The following is a 19,593-nucleotide window of genomic DNA, read 5'->3' on the forward strand; positions in this document are numbered from 1 at the left end:
GCCGTTCCGTAACCGCCGCATCATAAGGCCCACAGGGATTTCGATCAACAAACTACAGCAACGGAGCATTTTTGTGACCTACGACGCCCTTATTCCCGTAATCAGACGTCTGGCGCTGGAAGCCGGGGACACGATAATGCAGATCTACGAGTCGGATGATTTCGACGTCAAAGTCAAATCCGACGCCAGCCCCGTGACCGAAGCGGACGAGGCTGCCGATGCCCTGATATCGGCAGGTTTGCGCGCCGCGTTCCCGGATATTCTGCTTGTGACCGAAGAACAGGCCGCATCACATTCCGAAAAAGGCGACACATTTCTGATCGTCGATCCGCTGGACGGCACCAAGGAATTCATCAACCGGCGCGGTGATTTCACGGTGAACATCGCACTGGTCGAAAACGGAGTGCCAACTCGGGGCGTTGTGTATGCACCGGCCAAAGGGCGCATGTTCTACACGCAAGCTGACGGTCAATCGGCTGAGGAAACCGGCGCGTTGAACAAGGCTCAGGCCGGCGACGTAACCCCGATTTCGGTGTCTGAACCGGACAATTCGGCACTTTTGATCGTCGCGTCAAAATCACACCGCGATCAGGCGACCGAAGATTACATCAACAAATATCAGGTCAAGGACAGCAAAAGCGCGGGCTCGTCCCTGAAATTCTGTCTGGTCGCAACAGGGGAAGCGGATCTCTATCCCCGCGTCGGGCGCACGATGGAGTGGGACACAGCCGCCGGTCACGCCGTTTTGGCGGGTGCGGGCGGCAAGGTTGTTCGTTTCGATGACCACTCGTCATTGACCTACGGCAAGGACGGCTATGCAAACCCGTTCTTTATCGCCTACGCTCCGGGCGTTGACCTGAAGGAGGCCTGATGTCCGTATTGATTGCCATCCCCGCCCGCTATGCCTCGACCCGCTACCCTGGCAAGCCCCTGGTTCCGCTGACCGGGGCAAGCGGCAACGCGATGACCCTGATCGAACGATCGTGGCGCGCCGCCTGTTCTGTGTCAGGTGTGGACAAGGTGGTTGTCGCCACCGATGACGACCGAATCCGCGACGTGGCCGAGCGGTTCGGGGCCGAGGTGGTAATGACATCCGAGACCTGCGGTAACGGCACCGAGCGCTGCTCCGAGGCCCATACTGCTCTGGGCGCGGGCTATGAGATCGTGGTGAACCTGCAAGGGGATGCGCCACTGACACCACATTGGTTTGTCGAAGACCTGATCGCCGGTCTGCGCGCCGCGCCCGACGTCGGGGTCGCAACGCCAGTTCTGCGTTGTGACGGAGATGCTTTGAACAGTCTGCTGAACGATCGCAAAAACGGGCGGGTCGGCGGCACAACAGCCGTATTTGCCACCGATCACAGCGCAATGTATTTCTCGAAAGAAGTCGTGCCTTTTACTGCCGAAACTTTTGCTGGCCCCGAACCGACACCGGTGTTTCACCATGTCGGCGTCTACGCCTATCGCCCCGATGCGCTGTCAGCCTATCCAACCTGGCCAGTGGGACCTTTGGAGCAATTGGAAGGGCTGGAACAGCTGCGCTTCATGGAAAATGGTCGCAAGGTTCTGTGCGTTGAGGTGGAGGCGAAGGGCCGCCAATTCTGGGAATTGAACAACCCACAAGATGTGCCGAAACTCGAAGAGATGATGGCCGCGATGGGGTTGGATTGACCCAATTTTCCCTGAACCCCTGTCAAAACAACGCCTAACCGGGCGTGGCATCACAATTTGGGACGATCTATGAAAAATATTCTTGTCACTGGCGGTGCCGGGTACATTGGATCTCATGCCTGTAAGGCGCTTTCTCAAGCCGGTTACACGCCTGTGACCTTCGACAATCTCGTTACCGGCTGGCAGGACGCGGTGAAGTTTGGCCCGTTCGAACAGGGCGATCTGCTGGATCGCGCTCGACTGGATGAGGTGTTCGCCAAATACGAACCCGTGGCCGTAATGCACTTTGCTGCCCTCAGCCAAGTGGGTGAGGCCATGTCCGAGCCCGGCAAATACTGGTCCAACAACGTGACCGGTTCGCTGAATTTGATCGAAGCCACAGTGGCCGCCGGATGTGAGAACTTTGTATTCTCGTCCACCTGCGCCACCTATGGCGAGCATGACAATGTGGTGCTGGACGAAGACACGCCGCAACTGCCGCTGAACGCTTACGGCGCCTCAAAGCGTGCCATCGAAGACATCCTGCGCGATTTCAAGGCCGCGCACGGGCTGAACCACGTGATCTTTCGGTATTTCAACGTGGCCGGTGCCGACCCTGATGGCGAGGTGGGCGAGTTCCACCGCCCGGAAACCCACCTTGTGCCGCTGATGCTGGACACCATCGACGGCAAGCGCGACGGGTTGACCGTTTTTGGGACGGACTACGAAACACCAGACGGCACCTGCATCCGCGATTATGTGCATGTTTGCGATCTGGTCGATGCCCACGTTTTGGGATTGAACTGGTTGGAACAAGGCAAAGACAGCCGCGTCTTCAACCTGGGCACTGGATCGGGGTTTTCGGTGATGGAGGTCATCAGCCACTCCAATGCCGTCACCAACCGCGACGTGCCTTATGCAATCGGACCGCGCCGGGCTGGGGATTGCACAAAGTTGGTCTCTGGTTCTGTGCGCGCTGACGAGGAACTTGGATGGTCGCCCAAAAGGTCCACATTAGAGACGATGATTGCCGATGCGTGGCGCTGGCATCAGAACGGCCATTACGAAAAATGAGCCTATTGTGACTGGTACAGGGGAAGAAACGCTTCCGCCCATCTCATGGGTGCAAATGTACAAGTTGCGGCTGAAACGGCAGCGATTGTTGTGGCGGTCCTTTCGCAGCCGCCATCAATTGTCCAGTTTGAGCGATCGCACGGCGAACATCAAACCCGGTGGTATTCTAGCCTTCACCACGCTGCGCAATGAAATCACCCGCCTGCCCTGGTTCCTGCGCCATTATCGCGCATTGGGGGTTGATCACTTTCTGATCGTCGACAACGACAGCGACGATGGCTCGGTACCCTTTCTCAAGGAACAGCCGGACGTGTCACTGTGGCAGACCCGGGACAGCTATCGCACGTCGCGCTATGGGCTGGATTGGCTGACTTGGTTGCAAATGCGCTATCGGCACCACCACTGGACTCTGATGGTCGATGCGGATGAGTTGTTGATTTACCCCGATCATGACACCCGGCCCCTACCGGACCTGACGAAATGGTTAGATGATCAGGGACGTGTGGCATTCGGCGCGCTGATGCTGGATCTTTACCCTAAAGGCCCGCTGGGGGAACAAGGCTATGATCCTGAAACCGACCCGACCGAGGTGGTGAGTTGGTTTGATGCCGCCCCCTACCGGGCACAACGGCAAAGCCCGCTGGGCAACCTTTGGGTGCAGGGCGGCGCGCGCGAGCGTATGTTCTTTGCCGACGCCCCACGCCGATCTCCGACGCTGAACAAAATCCCGTTGGTCCGGTGGTCGCGGCGCTACGCCTATGTGAATTCGTGCCATTCCGCATTGCCACGACATCTGAACGCCAGTTACGGAGGGCCCGGCGGCACAGCACCATCTGGTGTTTTGTTACACACCAAATTCCTGCCCGAAGTTGTGGAAAAATCAAAGATCGAGAAAGAGCGCCGGCAACACTTTCACGATCCCGAACAGTTTGCAGACTACTATGACGGCATCACGGATCGCCCCGTCATGTGGGCGCCAGAGTCCAAGCGATACACCGGTTGGAACTCATTGCAGCAACTGGGTCTGATGGGAACAATTGACTGGGAAAGCCACAACTCAAACTAACGGTTTTTAAAGTCGTTGCTTCGAAATATGGAAAAATGGCATAAAACGGCAATTGTCCGGTACCACTCTGGCTTGTAAAGGCTCCGGGCACGCTCGCGTAAATAACAAAGGTTGGGCAGTCGCGTGGGCCTATTGGATTCATACCGGATGAGATTGCGGCGTAAGCGCCGTATATTGCGTTGCCTTCGAAAGCGGCGCGATCTTAATCCCGTTTCCGTAAATACAAATTCGATAACACGGAAAGACGTCCTGCTAGTCAGCGTCATACGGAATGAGAAAATTCGCCTGCCGTATTTTCTGACCTACTACCGGCAGCTGGGCATCAACCATTTTCTGTTCGTTGATAACGCCAGCAATGACGGATCACTGGAATATCTGGCGGGTCAACCCGATGTGTCGGTCTGGCGCGCTGATGCAAGCTATAGGCGTGCGTCGTTTGGGGTGGACTGGACAAACTACCTGTTACGCAAATATGCACACCGCCACTGGGTTCTAACAGTCGACCCGGACGAGTTCTTTATCTACCCGTTCTGCGACACACGGCCTATCCGTGCCTTAACCGACTGGCTGGACGGCTGCTCTGTTCGCAGCTTCAGCGCAATGCTGATCGACATGTATCCCGAAGGGCCGGTCGAAGACGCCATCTATTCCGAGGGGCAAAACCCGTTCGAAATCGCCAAATGGTTTGATGCAGGAAACTATACTATCACAAAGAACCCGACCTACGGAAATCTCTGGATTCAAGGCGGACCTCGCGCGCGTGTGTTCTTTAAGGACACGCCGAAAAAAGCGCCTGCGCTGAACAAGATTCCGTTGGTGAAATGGGACAAGCGCTATGTCTATGTCAGCTCGACCCATGCGCTGCTGCCACGCGGATTGAACCAGGTGTTTGATGAATGGGGTGGCGAAAAAGCAAGCGGCGCGTTGTTGCACGCCAAACTCATCAGCACACTGGGCGAGAAGGCCCAGGAAGAGATGGAGCGCGGCCAGCATTACCGCAGCTCTGGGGAATATCGCGCCTATGCCGAACATTTGGCGGACATGCCCGAGTTCTGGTGCGACAAGTCCGAAGCTTATATCAACTGGCGACAACTTGAGATTTTAGGCCTCATGTCAAAAGGAAACTGGGCATGAGCAATCTGGGCATCATTATGCTGGTTCACACCGCGCTGAACCGTGCCGGGCAAGTGGCCCGCCACTGGACGTCTTCGGGGTGCCCGGTGGTGATCCATGTGGACCGCAAGGTGCCAAACAAGGTCTATGCGGAATTCGTAGCCGCCTGTGCGAATGACCCGCTGATCCGGTTTTCTGACCGTCATGTCTGCAACTGGGGTGGGTGGGGCATCGTTGCCGCCTCGCAATCTGCCGCCGCACTGATGCTTGAGACATTTCCCGATGTCCGCCATGTTTTCCTGACTTCGGGGTCCTGTATTCCTTTGCGGCCAGTGGATGAACTGGTCAATTACCTCTCGGACAGGCCGCGCGTGGATTTCATCGAAAGCGCCACTACCTCTGATGTGAGCTGGACCATCGGAGGCTTGGATCAGGAACGCTTTACCCTGAGATTTCCGTTCTCGTGGCGCAAGAACCGCAAACTGTTTGACGCCTATGTGAAACTGCAACGCGCGTTGCGCATTCGACGCCACATACCCGAAGGGCTTGTGCCGCATATGGGTAGCCAGTGGTGGTGTCTGACCCGCCAAACCCTGTCGGCTATATTGCAGGATCCAAAGCGCGAGACCTATGATCGGTATTTTCGGCGCGTCTGGATACCTGACGAAAGCTACTTCCAGACGCTGGCGCGCCTGTATTCCACCCATATCGAAAGCCGGTCTCTGACCCTATCCAAATTCGACTATCAGGGTCGTCCGCATATTTTCTATGACGACCACCTGCAGCTACTGCGCAGGTCCGATTGTTTTGTTGCCCGTAAAGCCTGGCCCAACGCGGATCGCCTGTATCAGGCCTTTCTGACCGATCAGGCCGGCGCCATGAAACCCACAGAGCCCAACCCAAGCAAAATTGACCGGGTGTTTTCCAAAGCGGTCGAACGGCGCACACGTGGGCGCGACGGGTTGTACATGCAAAGCCGGTTTCCAAGGCACGGCAACGAAAACGGGCTGACATCCTCTCCGTATTCGGTTTTTCAGGGCTTTGCCGAAGTGTTCGAAGATTTTGAACCCTGGTTGAGCAACATCACCGGCGCGCGTGTCCACGGGCATCTGTTTGACCCGAAGCGCGCAGAATTCGCCGGCGGAGAAACCATCGTCAACGGCGGCCTCAGCGATTGCGCAAAGCTGCGGGACTACAACCCAACGGCTTTCCTTTCGAACCTGATATGGAACACGCGTGGCGAAAAACAGTGTTTTCAGTTCGGCCCCGCTGACACGCAAGAGATCAACTGGCTCTTGGCTCGGGACAAGAATGCGCTGATTTCCGTCATAACCGGGGCCTGGGCGATCCCGCTGTTTCGATCAAACCAGAACTTTGCCGATATCCGCGCCGAAGCCGCGCGGTTGCAGCAGATCGAAACCAAGCAACTGGAAATCCTGTCTTCTGTCTGGACCAAGGCGCGGGTTCGCAGGTGGACGCTGGCAGAATTCGTTGAATCTCCGGTCGAGCCTTTGCAGACCGTGGTCGAGGATACCGGAACCACCCAAACCAGCCACCTGACCGAAGCGCCAAAAATGGTGGATCTGTCCGGGTTTGGCCAGTTCCTGCAAAACCTGAAGAACCAGGGCATGCACCCTTATCTGATGGGCGATTTCCCACCGGACGACAGCTTTACGGGCCGGGTCCGGCCATATCGAAAACCCTATCTGGTGCAGTAAAGATAAATGACGCCCCAATTTGACTATTTTATCATTCTTGCAGCCATGCGGACCGGTTCCAACTTGCTAGAGGCGAACCTGAACGCCATCGAAGGAGTCACCAGCCATGGCGAGGCGTTCAATCCCCATTTCATCGGGCGTCTGAAATCCGACACTCTGCTGGGCATCTCGGTGGAAGAGAGGGATCGTGACCCTTCCACATTGCTTGAGGCAATCCGGCAGGCACCAGGGGAACTGAACGGGTTTCGCCTTTTTCAGGGACATGATCCACGTGTGTTAGAGCCAGCTTTGGGCGATCCGCGCTGCGCCAAGATCATTCTGACCCGAAACCCTCTGGACAGCTTCATCTCATTGAAGATTGCGCGCGAAACCAAGCAGTGGCAGCTGAAAAACATCAAGCGTCGCCGTGAAGCACAGGTTGAGTTCGATGCCGAAGCGTTCATGAAATACCTGAACCGGCAGCATGAGTATCACCTGATGCTGTCGCAGCGTTTGCAGCAAAGCGGCCAGACCCCATTTTACATTGCTTATGAAGACCTGAACCAGGTGCACCTTCTGAATGGTCTTGCCGCCTGGTTGGGTGTGTCAGGCAGGCTGTCGGCGATCGACGAAACACTCAAACCGCAAAACCCCGAGCCGGCGCTGGCGAAAGTGACGAACCCCGATGAGATGGAGCAGGCGTTGTCACAGATCGACAGCTTTAACCTGCACAGCACTCCGAATTTTGAACCACGCCGACGTCCATTGGTGGCGAATTACGTTGCCGCACCAAAGACGCCGCTGATGTACATGCCGATCCGCGGGGGAATGGAAAGCCCGGTAGCAAGGTGGATGGCCGCGCTGGACCATGTTGATGTTGAACAATTGCTGACCAATCAGAACAGGAAACAGACGCGTCAGTGGTTTCTTTCCAATCCCGGGCATCGAAAGTTCGCCGTGCTACAACACCCATTGGCGCGCGCGCATCGCGCTTTTTGCAGACATATCCTCAACACGGGTTCCGACGCGTATCCGAAAATCCGACACGTCCTGCGCAACCGGTTAAAGATTCCGATCCCTGGGCAATTGCGCGATGGCAATTACCCGGTTGAGCAGCATTACGAGGCGTTTTCAGCGTTCCTGACATTCCTGCGTCAAAACCTTGCCCAACAGACCGCCATACGCGTGGATGCGGCATGGTGCAGTCAGTCGCAGGCCCTTGAGGGGATGGCTTCCTTCGCATTGCCCGACCTGGTCCTAAGGGAGGATGAAGTCACAACCGCCCTGCCCGATCTGGCGCGCCGGATGGGGCATAGCACACCGCCTTTACCCGACCTAAGCGAACCGGATACTCCGTTCTCGCTGGCCGAGATTTATGACGGCAAACTGGAAACGCTGGCCGCCCAGGCGTACCAGCGTGACTATATGCAGTTCGGATTTGGGCCCTGGAAACCGATTAGGGACGCAGAGTAATCAGCGTTCCCCGATTTACCATTGAATAGATCTCTTCGATCTCGTCATTCTTGACGGCGATGCAGCCCGCAGTCCAATCCGACGTCTTTTTAGCGCGTTTACGCTCTTTGCGACGGTTCGGCTGTCCGTGGATAAAGATATCGCCGCCCGGATCGACACCCATGGCCTTCGCTTTCGCGACATCTTCAGAATTCGGGTACGAGATCCCCAGCGACAGATGATAGCGGCTATTGGGATTGTGCCGATCAATCAGGTAGCTGCCTTCCGGCGTACGCCCGTCGCCTCGCTTTGCTTTGGTGCCGTTGGGTGCAAATCCAAGATCAACTCTATATTCTTTCAGGATCTTATCATTGTGCAGAAGATATAGTTTCCGCGTTCCCTTGTTGATGACCAGAGAGGTCACTTCGGGTCCGTTGTAAGTTAGAATTCTGGGTTTGGCCGAGGCACAAGCTGAGAGGCTCAGCGTTGCCATTGCACCCAATCCAAATGCTCGACGATCCATGTTCACTGCCTGCTGCTCTTTTTTTCTGTATTATGCCAGAAAATGTGAAAACTGAAATCACTTTTTGATGTTTTGCTGCTCTGTCAGGCGCCGCTCGATGCTTTCAAGCCGCTCCAGCACTTCGTCACGATAGGCATCGGTTTTGACTTCGTCCTCGGCATGGTGCGCGTCTTGCATCGAATTCACGATCAGACCGACCAGCAAGTTTACCACCGCAAAAGTGGTCACCATGATGAACGGCACAAAGAACAGCCAGGCGTAAGGATAGATCTCCATCACCGGGCGCACGATCCCCATGGACCAGCTTTCCAGCGTCATGATCTGGAAAAGCGTATAGGCTGAAAGGCCCAGATCGCCGAACCAGTCCGGGAAAGTCTGCGAGAACAGTTTGGTTGAAATCACCGCACCGATGTAAAACAGGATCGCCATAAGAAGGAACACGCTGGCCATGCCCGGCAAGGCCGAAATGAACCCTTCAACCACGCGGCGCAGGCGTGGCGCGACCGAGATGACACGCAGAACCCGCAGAATCCGCAAGGCCCGCAGCACCGACAGGCCGGACCCACCCGGTACAAGAGCGATGCCGACAATCACAAAATCAAAGACATTCCAGCCGTTGGTGAAAAACCTGCGCCCTGTGGCCAGCAGTTTAATCGCAATTTCAACAACGAAAATGGTCAGGCAAAGGCTGTCCAGTGTCACGATCAATGGACCTGCAGCTTCCATAAGGGTCGGTGATGTCTCCATCCCAAGCAGCACCGCGTTGAAGATGATGACACCGGTAATGAACTTCCCGAAAGCTGGTGCTTCGATAAGGGTCAGCAGGCGTTGAGTGATCGCCATTCGGGTGGTCTCCTGTAAGTCTTAGGGGTTCAGGGTGAACCGTGCCGCAAGTTCGGTGTGTGACGACCATCGAAATTGATCAACGACCTGTACCCATTCAAGTGTGTAGCCCGCATTAACAAGAATTTTCGCATCGCGGGCGAAGGTCACCGGGTTGCAGGACACATAGGCAATCACCGGGCGCAGGGCTTGCGCCAGTTCGGTCACTTGCGCCTCGGCCCCGGCGCGTGGCGGGTCGATCACCACAGCGTCAAAAGACTTTAGCTCATCCGGCATCAGCGGTCGCCGAAATAGGTCTCGTGCCTCGGTCGTTATCCGTTTGAGGCCCTGCGCCCTGCGCCACCCCTGATCCAGCGCCTGCGTCATCGCAGCTTCGCCCTCGACGGCGTGAACCTCGGTCCCCTCTGCCATGGGCAAAGAGAATGTGCCGCTGCCAGCAAACAGATCCACAATGCGCTTGGAACCACCCACAGCTTCGGAAACGGCCTTTAACAGAGCCTGTTCTCCGTCTTTTGTCGCCTGCAGAAACGCGCCGGGCGGCGGAACAACATTTGCCTGACCAAACCGCTGAACGGGTGGCTGGCGCATGGCAATTACTTCACCATCCCAGCTGAGCCGGGCAAGACCGTGTTTCTCGGTCGCTTGTGCCAAAGCCAGCTCTAGCGGGCCGTCCAGCGGTTTGCCGCCTTTGACCGCCACATCAAGCCCGGCTTCGGACAAGGTTAGCGTCACCGCCAACACGCCTTTACGGCTGCCACCCAGAATCGCCAGTGCTTTGGCCACCGGAATGGCCGCGATCAGGGCCGGGTCGAGCAACTGGCAATCCGGGATCTCGGTGATCGTGTCTGACGCGCGGCCATGGAACCCGGCCAGAGTGCCCTTTTTGGTCCGTCGTACCGCGATCGTCGCGCGACGGCGGGACCGTTCTGGTGACGTATGGATCGGGCGCATCGGCGCCTCCAACCCCTGCGCCGCCAGCGCGGTGCGCACCACCTCGACCTTCCAATCCGCAACGAATCCATCTGCGGCGTGCTGCAACTGGCATCCACCACAGGACTTGTAGTGACGACACGGTGCCTTGACCCGCTGGTCCGAAGGCGTTTCGACACGGAAATCTGTCAGGAATTGATCCAGCAGCGTGCCGCTGACGACCTCACCCGGCAAGGTACGCGGAGCGTAAACGGGGCCATCAGCGATGCCGTCGCCTTGATGACCAAGGCGGGTAATGGTGTAAGTTTGCGTCATGAGGGCCTGATACCGGGGCTTGGCCGGCAACAAAACCCTTATTCTGCAGCTTCAGCCTGAATGAACCCGCCTGACTGACGATGCCAGAACCGGGCATATAGCCCGCCCTGATCCAACAACGCGTCATGTGTGCCGGTTTCCACGATACGCCCTTGGTCCAGGACAATAATCCGGTCCATCTCGCTGAGTGTGGACAACCGATGCGCGATAGCCAGAACCGTCTTGCCTTGCATCACCCGATGCAAAGCCGTCTGGATCGAGGCCTCAACCTCGGAATCCAGTGCCGAGGTCGCCTCGTCCAGCACCAATATAGGCGCATCCTTGAGGATGGCGCGCGCCAACGCGATCCGCTGACGCTGACCACCGCTAAGCTTCACTCCCCGCTCACCCAGATGCGCGTCATAGCCGGTGCGGCCGTGGGCATCCTGAAGACTAAGGATGAATTCATGTGCCTCAGCCTTTTTGGCCGCCTCAATCATTTCCTCTTCCGAGGCGTCAGGGCGACCATAAAGAATGTTCTCACGCGCCGACCGGTTGAACATCGCGGTTTCCTGCGTGACCATGCCGATCTGACGGCGCAAGCTGTCCTGCGTTACTCCGGATACGTCCTGACCATCTATCAGGATCGTGCCCTTTTCACCGTCGTACAGGCGCAACAGCAGCGAAACCAAGGTTGATTTCCCTGCCCCCGAAGCGCCGACAATGCCCAGTTTCTCGCCGGGGTGCACGGTCATGTTCAGGCCTGATACACCGCCAACATCCCGACCGTAGGCAAAGCTGACATGGTCAAAGGTGATCTGGCCTTCGGGTACGGACAACTCCGCCGCGCCCGTTTGATCCTCAACCCGTTCGCGTTTGGCCAGCGTATTCATGCCGTTCTCGATCTCGCCAACATTTGCGTAAAGACCCATGAGGGTGAAACTTACCCAGCCGGTCATCTGGGCAATGCGGATGGAAATGGCACCTGCGGCCACAATGTCACCGGCTGTCGCAGACCCCGCTTGCCACAGCCACAGCGTTGCACCTATCAGCAAAACCGGCAGAACCCCGGCCAACAGCATCAAGATAAAGCGGAAACTGGCCGACAGGCTTCCGAACGCCAACATCTTTTCTCGCAGATCAACCATGGAATTCCGCGCAGCATGATCTTCGAATTCCGAATGGGCGAACAGTTTAACGGTTTTGATATTGGTGATCGTGTCGACGACTTGCCCGGACACCATCGCGCGAGCGCCTGCCCGCGCCGCTGAGCGTTTACGGATGCGCGGCAGATACCAACGGACAAGCAGGAAATACACAACCAGCCAAGCCGCAAATGGCAGCATAACCAGCGGATGAATAGACCCTAACAAAAGCAATGAGCCCGCCAGCGAGGCCAAGGCAAACACGATCGCACTGATCGTCTCGGACACGACCGACGCCATCGCGTTGGATGTTTGCATCTGCTTTTGCGCGATCCGTCCGGCAAAATCGTCGTCGAAATATGTGACCGACTGGCCCAGTGTCCACCGGTTCAGCTTAGCCAGAACCAACGGCGTGATGTTGGGCATGACGATATAGTTGTTGGTCAGCGACGAAAGCCCGAACAGGGCCGGGCGCAGTAGCATGAAAAACGCAACGACCCCAAGGATCATCCAGACGTTGTTGGCGGTCAAAAAGTTCCCAGGCCCGCTTCTGGTTGCTGCGTCAATGACCAGGCCCAGCATCCACGCAGTGCCCGCCTCCATCGCACCCGCAGTAGCCGAGAAAAACGCCGCGACGAAGATCATTGGCCATGCGCCCGACAGGCACCAGCGAATGAACGCCCCCAGCGTTTGCGGCGGGGGCGTTTCGATGTTTTTGAACGGGTTTATGAGGTCGGCAATCCTCATTCAGCGGCCTCCGGATTCAGGAAGCCCCCAGATTGCCGCGCCCAGAACTGGGCGTAAAGCCCACCTTGCGCCAGCAGTTCCGAATGCCCGCCCTGTTCAACGATCCGACCACCATCCATGACCAGAATACGGTCCATCTGCGCGATGGTGCTCAGCCGGTGGGCGATGGCGATCACGGTTTTTCCTTGCATCATACCGTAGAGAGTTTCCTGAATTGACGCTTCGACCTCGGAATCTAGAGCGGATGTCGCCTCGTCCAACAGCAAAATAGGAGCATCCTTCAGGATCACCCGCGCCAGCGTCACGCGCTGCCGCTGACCGCCGGACAGTTTCACACCCCGCTCGCCCACATGCGCATCATACCCCGTGCGCCCTTCTGGGTCTTGCAGATCAAGGATAAACTCGTGCGCCTCAGCCTGTTTGGCGGCGGCGATCATCTGTTCTTCGGTGGCATCGGGGCGACCATAGAGGATGTTGTCACGCACCGACCGATGCAACAGGGCGCTGTCCTGCTGAACCATACCGATATGGCTGCGCAAACTGTCCTGCGTGACCCTGGAAATGTCCTGACCGTCAATCAGGATCGCGCCCTGTTCAACGTCGTAAAACCGCAAAAGCAACTTAACTAGGGTCGATTTTCCCGCACCGGACCGCCCGATCAGACCGATCTTTTCGCCCGGATTGAGGGTCAGATTGATGTGATCCAGCCCGCCGGTCTTGCGACCGTAATGGTGTGACAAATCACGGATGTCGATCTGGCCCTTGCTCAGCTGCAAGAGCTTGGCATCCGGCACATCTAACAGGTCAACGGGCTGGGCAATTGTTTGCATGCCCTCGGCCACGACACCAAGCTGACGGAAGAAGCTGGTCAGCGCCCACATGATCCATCCAGTCATCGCGTTCAGTCGCAGGGTCAAAGCAGTCGCCGCCGCAACGACACCCACAGATGCACTCCCTTGCATCCACAGGGAAATGGCCCAACCAACAACGCCGACGATCAGCAAACCGTTCAGAGCGACCAGTACCGCATCCATTATGGTGAAAATCCGCATTTCGACCTGAAAGGTACGACGCGTTTCTTCAATGGCTTCGCGGGCATAGTCCAACTCTTGTTCGTTATGGGCGAACATCTTGACCGAATGGATGTTGGTATAGCTGTCCACCACCCGACCCGTCACAGCCGAGCGCGCATCGGACGCAGCCTGCGAAGCCGGACCGACCCTTTTCACCGTCCAGCGCACCAGAACGGCGTAAAGCGCAAACCAGATCAGCAGCGGCAACAGCAACCGTGGATCCGCCGCCATCAACAGGATCGCCGCGCCAATCAGATAGGCTATCGAAAATGAGATGGCGTCAAACACCTGAAACACGGCCTCGCCTGCAGCAGGCGGCGTTTGCATGATCCGATTGGCAATGCGACCGGCAAAATCATTCTCGAACCAACCGACGGATTGGCGCAGAACGTGTTTGTGGGCGCGCCAGCGGATCAGGGTGCCAAAATTCGGCAGAATCGTGTTGTTTAACAACAGCACATCCACGACATGCAGCATCGGGCGCAGCAACAGCACAAACGCTGCCACCAAGATAAATTCGGTGCCGTGGTTCTGCCAGACCTCGGCCGGAGGGCCCGACAGCAGGTCAACCACTCGGCCCATGTAGTAAATCAGGCCAACTTCAACTGCCGCAACAACGACAGAGATTAAACCAGCCCAGAAGAACACCCGCATGAAAGGTTGCGAGTAATCCAGCATGAATGGCCACAACCGCGTCGGCGGCGTGTCGGTTTCCTTGTAGGCAACAAAAGGGTCAACGAGGTTTTCGAAATAGCGAAACATGGAGAGTGCTCCGGTTGAGCAAAAAGTAAGTCATGCGAAGAAAGATGGCGCCAGAACACCACCCCTACGGGTCAAAGTGTTCCAGCCTTAGCTGTCCCAGATCCCGTAATACATTCGCATCCCTCCATTCATGTGACAGGGGCAAATAATCATAAACTCTTTTACTTGTCATCCCCTTTTGAGACTTCCTTTATCCGCCAAGCAGATCTTCGCGGCCCAGTGTGAACCCCGAGGCGATCCACTTCGCCTCAAGATCGGCCAGTTTCTTGCCCAGCGCAGGACCGGTGAACTCGGGGATCAGATCGGTTGCCTTAATCGGGAAGGTCGCGCCCGCACCAACGTGGAGATCGTACGTTATTGAGTCTAACCAAGGCATTTCCAAAAAAGCACATCGCAACAGCGCTTCGTGCAGCCCGTCTGTTTCACCGTACCGAAATCCCAATTCGGCAAAGCTGGCCGGGCTGGACGCCTCATCCCGCATTCGGGTCAGGCGCTGCAATTGCGCGCGGCTCAGGCGCAGGGTTTTTGCGACTTCCGGCGGCGCAATCGCCGCCAGTCGCCGCACCGGTTCCGGATCAGCGCCTGCCTGCTGTTCCAATGCAATCAACGGGGCCAATGCACGATCATCAGCACCCGGCAATAGCTGCACCAGTACTCCGGCGCTGCGCATTGCGGCGACGGACGGCGCGGGGTCTGGTGCGCCCAGAAGCTTCAAAAGCTCAGCACCCACGCGTTCGCGGGACAAGCCGGCCAGACCTTCCAAGTTGGACGCAATGGCAGCCAGAGCGTCGGGATCGAACCCTGCCTCGACATCGCCATACCAGGCGTGAAACCGGAAATAGCGCAGCGAACGCAGATAATCCTCGCGAATGCGGTTCGCGGCAGTGCCGATGAACCGGACGCGGCGCGCTTGCAGGTTTGGCAAACCGTTTAGAGGGTCCAAAATTGTCCCGTCGGGCCGTGCATATATCGCGTTCATCGTGAAATCGCGACGTGCGGCATCCTCTTCGACCTTGTCCGAAAAGGCGACGACGGCGCGACGGCCATCCGTTTCAACATCACGGCGAAAGGTAGTGATCTCATGCGGGATACCCTGACTAACCACGGTGATTGTGCCGTGATCAATCCCTGTGGGTATAGCCTTAAGCCCAGCATTCTGAGCCAGCTCGGCCACTTTTTCAGGCCGCGCATCTGTGGCGATGTCGATATCCGATACCGGAGCGCCTAACAGCGCGTTGCGCACGCATCCACCCACAAACAAGGCTTGGTATCCGGCATCGGTCAGGACAGCACAAACCCGTTGCGTTGCAGGTTCCGTCACCCAGTCTTCTGAAATTTGCGTCATTCGTTGATCCGTGATGCCAATCCCCGCAGAATTCGGGCTGTTGCGCCCCAGATGTAATAAGGGCCGAATGGTACCGTGAAGTAATACCGCCTTTGTCCGCGCCAGCGGCGCGATTCAACGATATAATTCGCAGGGTTGAGCACATGTGCAAGTGGAACTGAAAACACCTCGGCCACTTCGCCCGGCTCAGGCACGGGTTGGAAAGGTTTCCGCAGGATCGCCACCACAGGTGTGACGGTGAATGAGGTCACTGTTTCATGCGTCGGTAGGTGGCCAAGAATTTCCGGCATTTCCTGCGGCAGTCCGATCTCTTCGCGCGCCTCACGCAGTGCGGTGGCGGTTACGTCCGCATCGCCGTTATCCTGCTTACCACCTGGGAACGCTATCTGCCCCGGGTGATGCTTAAGCGCCGAGGATCGCTTGGTCAAAATCAAGCGCGGGGCACCATCTGCTACTGAAATCGGAACCAAAACACCGGCAGGGCGCAGTTTGCGACCCTCAGGCAGGGCAAAATCGGGATTCAGGTCAAAATCACTTGACCCGTTGCCGGGGCGGCCCAAGGCCGCCCGCAGCTGATCTGTTGGATCAGGCGTTGTCAGCATCAAATCCGACCGTAGCAGGATCCAGCACGTAATGTGCACCGCAGAACTGACAATCAGCCGTCACGTCGCCTTCGGGCGTGGTCATTTTTTCGATGTCCTTGGCCGAATAGATCGACAGGCTCTGTCGAACACGGTCTTCTGAACAGGTACAGCCAAATTGCACTGACTGCGCATCGTATACCCGCGGCTGTTCCTCGTGAAACAGCCGGACCAACAGATCCGTAGGTGCAATCGACGGACCGATCAGTTCCAAATCGTCGACCGTATCCAGCAGGATGTTGACGCGGCCCCAGTTTTCACCTTCTTCACCATCGACAAGGTCATCCGCCGTCAGGATGTTTCCGTCGCCCTCACTGGATGCCACGAAGGGCGAAGCCTTAGGCATGTGCTGCAGCATGACACCACCGGCGCGCCAATGTTCGCCAACGCCGGGTTCGGTCGATTTGCCAAAGCTCAGCGAAAACCGGGTCGGTAACTGTTCCGACTGGGCGAAATACGCCTCGGCACAGGCGCTCAGCGACCCACCGGCCAAAGGGGTGATTCCCTGATACGGCTGGGTCCCCTCACCCTGATCGATCATGATGGCAAAATACCCCTCGCCCACTTGATCGAACGGCGCACCATCAGTCAGACGGTCGCGGTCAAAGCTGGCATAGGCGCGAATGCGGGCCGGCTCCCCCTCTTGCTGAGGCGCATAATAGTCGGTCGCAATCATGCGCACCGGACCTTTAGACTGAACCTGCAGGGACAGCTTCCAGCGCAGCGCAACTGTCTGGCCGATCAATGCGGTCAGCAGGGCCATCTCGGCCACCAGAGCCTCGACCTTTTCTGGATAGTCATGCTGGCTCAGGATGCCATCAAGCACACCATCCAGACGGGCCACGCGGCCGCGCATATCCGATACATCAAGTTGAAAGGGCAGGACGGTGTCGTCCCACGCGATTTTTGTTCCAAGAGACATGGGGTTTCCTTACACGCCACAGGTTGGCATACCGCCAGCATATAGGTCGAACTATTCGGGTTTTAAGGGGCCATACATGATCAGACGGTTTGGTGAAACCCCTCAGGCCGGGCGAACATATACACGCCGGGTGGGTGTTTATGCGTTGCTGCCCCGAGGCCGCAGCCTTTTGCTGACCTGTCAGACAGAACCCGGACCCGATCTGCAATTGCCCGGTGGCGGAATTGATCCGGGCGAATCACCCATCACTGCCCTGCACCGAGAAGTGTTCGAGGAAACCGGCTGGTTGATCGCGTCGCCCCGCCGCATCGGCGCTTTTCGTCGGTTCACTTATATGCCCGAATACGATTTGTGGGCGGAAAAGCTGTGCCATATCTATCGCGCGCGTCCCATCCAGCGCATGGGTCCACCGTCTGAGCCGTTCCATGAAGCCATATGGATGGACACCGCCGATGCGGTCCAATTGCTGGGCAATGACGGAGATCGCCACTTTGCCGGACTGCATGAACAGCGGCTTTAGTGTCCATTGTATTCAAAGAAAACAGCCGAAACATCATCATCCATACCTCGGCCAGGCGCTATCGCCTGTGTCAGCCGCCAGAACATATCGTCCAGGAACTCCGTCCCGTTTCGGTCCGGCCCGCAATCCAGCGCCATCTGTCGCAAGCCATCCTCGTCCAGCAGGCCACCGTCGGCGAGGCTGCATTCTGTGAACCCATCGGAATACAGCAATAGCCTGTCGCCGGGTTGCATGTAGAACTCGGTCCGCTGAAACGTGACGTCCGGCAGCAATCCAATAGGCAACCCGCCCTCGCCCAGAAATTCCGTTCTGCCGTCCTGACATAACAACAGCGGATGAGGGTGCCCGGCCTGCACCATTTTCACATGCCCGTTGCGCAGATCTACGATGGCATAGACCATCGTGAAATACTCTTCGATCCCCGTATCCGCCATCAGTCGCGAGTTCGGGGTTTCGGCAACTTCTTTCGGCGGTAGCAGAGCATAAAATTTGTCGAACCGCCGCGCCATCGCCACGTTCTGGTCGAAATGATTGCTGGACAGATAGCCCCCCAAGCGTGCAGTCATCATCGCAGACGTGATGCCATGCCCGGACACATCGATACTGTGGAACCCAAGCCTGTTCACACCCGGAGAGAACATCCCCACCAGATCGCCGCCGATATGACCGCAGGGTTTCAGCAACATGCTGACCCGGGACTTGCCGAAATCGCGCGTCAGCTCGGGTACCAGCGATTCCTGTATCTTGCGTGCCTGGATCAGGTCCTTGTCGATTGCGTCATGGGCGACACGCAGCTCCTCAAGCGCGGTTTCGATCAACTGATTTTTCTTGGACAACTCGCGCTGCATATCCAGAATACGCGCACCGGCTGATATACGCGCCCGCAGTTCATCCGCCTCAAGCGGTTTGATCAGAAAACCATCCGCACCGGCATCCAGACCGCGCGCCACTTCTTGCTTTTCGCTTTTGGAGGTCAGAAGGATAAAATAGCTGTATTGCTTGTTGTCCAAGGCGCGGAACGCTTTGCAGAAATCCAGCCCGCTCATCCCCGGCATAACCCAATCGCTGAGGACAAGATCCGGCGGGTCCGCCGCGCACATTTCAATCGCAACGTCGCCGCTGTCGGCCTCAAGCACGTCGAAGCCCCATTTTTTTGAGCGAGGCGACCAGAATACGGCGCTGCAGGCGGCTGTCATCGACAACAAGCACCTTTTGGATCACACCAAAATCCAGATCTGATCCACTGTCTGCCTGACTGACCCTTGTCACCTTAACCCTCTACCCAGCGGCGCTTATCGGAATGGGAAGACCCTATCGCGCCGCAGTTTAACAATGGGTGAAAGCCGAAATTCATTCCGCTTAACCTGCTCTTTACCGGTTCCGCGGTACCAAATCCCCGGGGCAGATAAAGCGAGGATGGTATGATCAACTGGTCCAGGGTCCGGCAACTAAGGGACGAGGTTGGCGCCAATGAGTTTGATGAAGTGGTGCAGATCTTCCTTGATGAGGTGAACGAAGCCCTTACCCGGCTTCGGAACGACACCGCCCGCACCGAGCTTGAACAAAACTTGCATTTCGTAAAAGGTAGCGCGCTGAGCCTTGGATTCGAGGTTGTGGCCAAGCTGTGTCAGGACGGGGAACGACAATCGGCACAAGGGGACAGCCAGGCGGTCGACTTTGCCAATATCCTCAGCATTTTTGAACGCTCAACCGCCGAATTTAAGGCGGGGCTCGGCAGTCTTTAGCGAATGTCAGCGTGGCTTCTTCCTGTTCGCGACGCTACATTTCCCGGCAAT

At 57.1% G+C, this 19,593-nt stretch carries 17 protein-coding genes and 1 pseudogene; 9 read left to right on the forward strand and 9 right to left on the reverse strand.

Annotation, left to right across the window (positions count from 1 at the left end; translation table 11 throughout):
* Positions 1-73: 73 nt before the first annotated feature.
* The 7 genes from cysQ to DK510_RS21220 all read left to right on the forward strand — a co-directional run bounded on the left by cysQ (position 74) and on the right by DK510_RS21220 (position 8,073).
* Entirely contained in the window at positions 74-871 is a 798-nt protein-coding gene (cysQ, locus tag DK510_RS21190; protein WP_109313784.1) for a 3'(2'),5'-bisphosphate nucleotidase CysQ, read from the forward strand.
* Positions 871-1,671 carry a 3-deoxy-manno-octulosonate cytidylyltransferase gene (locus tag DK510_RS21195; protein ID WP_109313785.1) on the forward strand — a complete coding sequence of 267 codons (801 nt, stop codon included), beginning with the start codon at positions 871-873 and terminating at the stop codon, positions 1,669-1,671. The genes cysQ and DK510_RS21195 overlap by 1 nt, the downstream gene beginning before the upstream one ends.
* Positions 1,672-1,740: 69 nt before the next feature.
* The gene (gene galE, locus DK510_RS21200; protein ID WP_109313786.1) at positions 1,741-2,724 is read left to right on the forward strand and encodes a UDP-glucose 4-epimerase GalE; all 984 of its coding nucleotides are present in this window, start codon (positions 1,741-1,743) and stop codon (positions 2,722-2,724) included.
* A 55-nt stretch (positions 2,725-2,779) separates the two neighbouring features.
* The gene (locus tag DK510_RS21205; RefSeq protein WP_234999189.1) at positions 2,780-3,790 is read left to right on the forward strand and encodes a glycosyltransferase family 2 protein; all 1,011 of its coding nucleotides are present in this window, start codon (positions 2,780-2,782) and stop codon (positions 3,788-3,790) included.
* Positions 3,791-3,937: 147 nt separating this feature from the next.
* Complete coding sequence (locus tag DK510_RS21210; RefSeq protein WP_109313788.1) at positions 3,938-4,924, forward strand: glycosyltransferase family 2 protein; 987 nt, start codon at positions 3,938-3,940, stop codon at positions 4,922-4,924.
* Positions 4,921-6,621, forward strand: coding sequence for a beta-1,6-N-acetylglucosaminyltransferase (locus tag DK510_RS21215; RefSeq protein ID WP_109313789.1), 1,701 nt, complete (start codon positions 4,921-4,923; stop codon positions 6,619-6,621). Before DK510_RS21210 ends, DK510_RS21215 begins: the two co-directional genes overlap by 4 nt.
* A gap of 6 nt (positions 6,622-6,627) precedes the next feature.
* The gene (locus DK510_RS21220; protein WP_109313790.1) at positions 6,628-8,073 is read left to right on the forward strand and encodes a nodulation protein NodH; all 1,446 of its coding nucleotides are present in this window, start codon (positions 6,628-6,630) and stop codon (positions 8,071-8,073) included.
* On the opposite strand, the gene DK510_RS21225 is transcribed toward DK510_RS21220, so the two are convergent.
* The 8 genes from DK510_RS21225 to DK510_RS21260 form a co-directional block, all read right to left on the reverse strand.
* Positions 8,057-8,575 carry a murein L,D-transpeptidase family protein gene (locus DK510_RS21225; RefSeq protein ID WP_109313791.1) on the reverse strand — a complete coding sequence of 173 codons (519 nt, stop codon included), beginning with the start codon at positions 8,573-8,575 and terminating at the stop codon, positions 8,057-8,059. The genes DK510_RS21220 and DK510_RS21225 overlap by 17 nt on opposite strands.
* A gap of 57 nt (positions 8,576-8,632) precedes the next feature.
* Positions 8,633-9,418: an ion transporter gene (locus DK510_RS21230; RefSeq protein ID WP_109313792.1), complete on the reverse strand. Its 786-nt coding sequence runs from the start codon at positions 9,416-9,418 to the stop codon at positions 8,633-8,635.
* 21 nt (positions 9,419-9,439) lie between these two features.
* A complete protein-coding gene (locus tag DK510_RS21235; protein WP_109313793.1) occupies positions 9,440-10,663 on the reverse strand; it encodes a class I SAM-dependent RNA methyltransferase in 1,224 nt (407 codons plus the stop codon).
* Positions 10,664-10,701: 38 nt separating this feature from the next.
* Positions 10,702-12,534 carry an ABC transporter ATP-binding protein gene (locus tag DK510_RS21240; protein WP_109313794.1) on the reverse strand — a complete coding sequence of 611 codons (1,833 nt, stop codon included), beginning with the start codon at positions 12,532-12,534 and terminating at the stop codon, positions 10,702-10,704.
* Entirely contained in the window at positions 12,531-14,369 is a 1,839-nt protein-coding gene (locus DK510_RS21245; RefSeq protein WP_109313795.1) for an ABC transporter ATP-binding protein, read from the reverse strand. The genes DK510_RS21240 and DK510_RS21245 overlap by 4 nt, the downstream gene beginning before the upstream one ends.
* Before the next feature lie 190 nt (positions 14,370-14,559).
* Positions 14,560-15,714, reverse strand: a complete 1,155-nt coding sequence (locus tag DK510_RS21250) for a CCA tRNA nucleotidyltransferase (RefSeq protein WP_109313796.1) — start codon at positions 15,712-15,714, stop codon at positions 14,560-14,562.
* Positions 15,711-16,316, reverse strand: a complete 606-nt coding sequence (locus DK510_RS21255; protein ID WP_109313797.1) for a CoA pyrophosphatase — start codon at positions 16,314-16,316, stop codon at positions 15,711-15,713. Before DK510_RS21255 ends, DK510_RS21250 begins: the two co-directional genes overlap by 4 nt.
* A complete protein-coding gene (locus DK510_RS21260) occupies positions 16,300-17,277 on the reverse strand; it encodes an Hsp33 family molecular chaperone HslO (RefSeq protein ID WP_058275118.1) in 978 nt (325 codons plus the stop codon). The genes DK510_RS21255 and DK510_RS21260 overlap by 17 nt, the downstream gene beginning before the upstream one ends.
* A 76-nt stretch (positions 17,278-17,353) precedes the next feature.
* Here DK510_RS21260 and DK510_RS21265 point away from each other — a divergent pair, with 76 nt between their 5' ends.
* Positions 17,354-17,797 carry an NUDIX hydrolase gene (locus DK510_RS21265; RefSeq protein WP_058275119.1) on the forward strand — a complete coding sequence of 148 codons (444 nt, stop codon included), beginning with the start codon at positions 17,354-17,356 and terminating at the stop codon, positions 17,795-17,797.
* On the opposite strand, the pseudogene DK510_RS21270 reads toward DK510_RS21265, so the two are convergent.
* Positions 17,794-19,066 (reverse strand): annotated as a pseudogene (locus DK510_RS21270) (PP2C family protein-serine/threonine phosphatase). The gene DK510_RS21265 and the pseudogene DK510_RS21270 overlap by 4 nt on opposite strands.
* A 152-nt stretch (positions 19,067-19,218) precedes the next feature.
* Here DK510_RS21270 and DK510_RS21275 point away from each other — a divergent pair.
* Complete coding sequence (locus DK510_RS21275) at positions 19,219-19,542, forward strand: Hpt domain-containing protein (RefSeq protein ID WP_109313798.1); 324 nt, start codon at positions 19,219-19,221, stop codon at positions 19,540-19,542.
* Positions 19,543-19,593 lie beyond the last annotated feature (51 nt).

Origin of the sequence: Ruegeria sp. AU67 (genome assembly GCF_900312795.1) — a bacterium.
Taxonomy (GTDB): Bacteria; Pseudomonadota; Alphaproteobacteria; order Rhodobacterales; family Rhodobacteraceae; genus Ruegeria; species Ruegeria atlantica.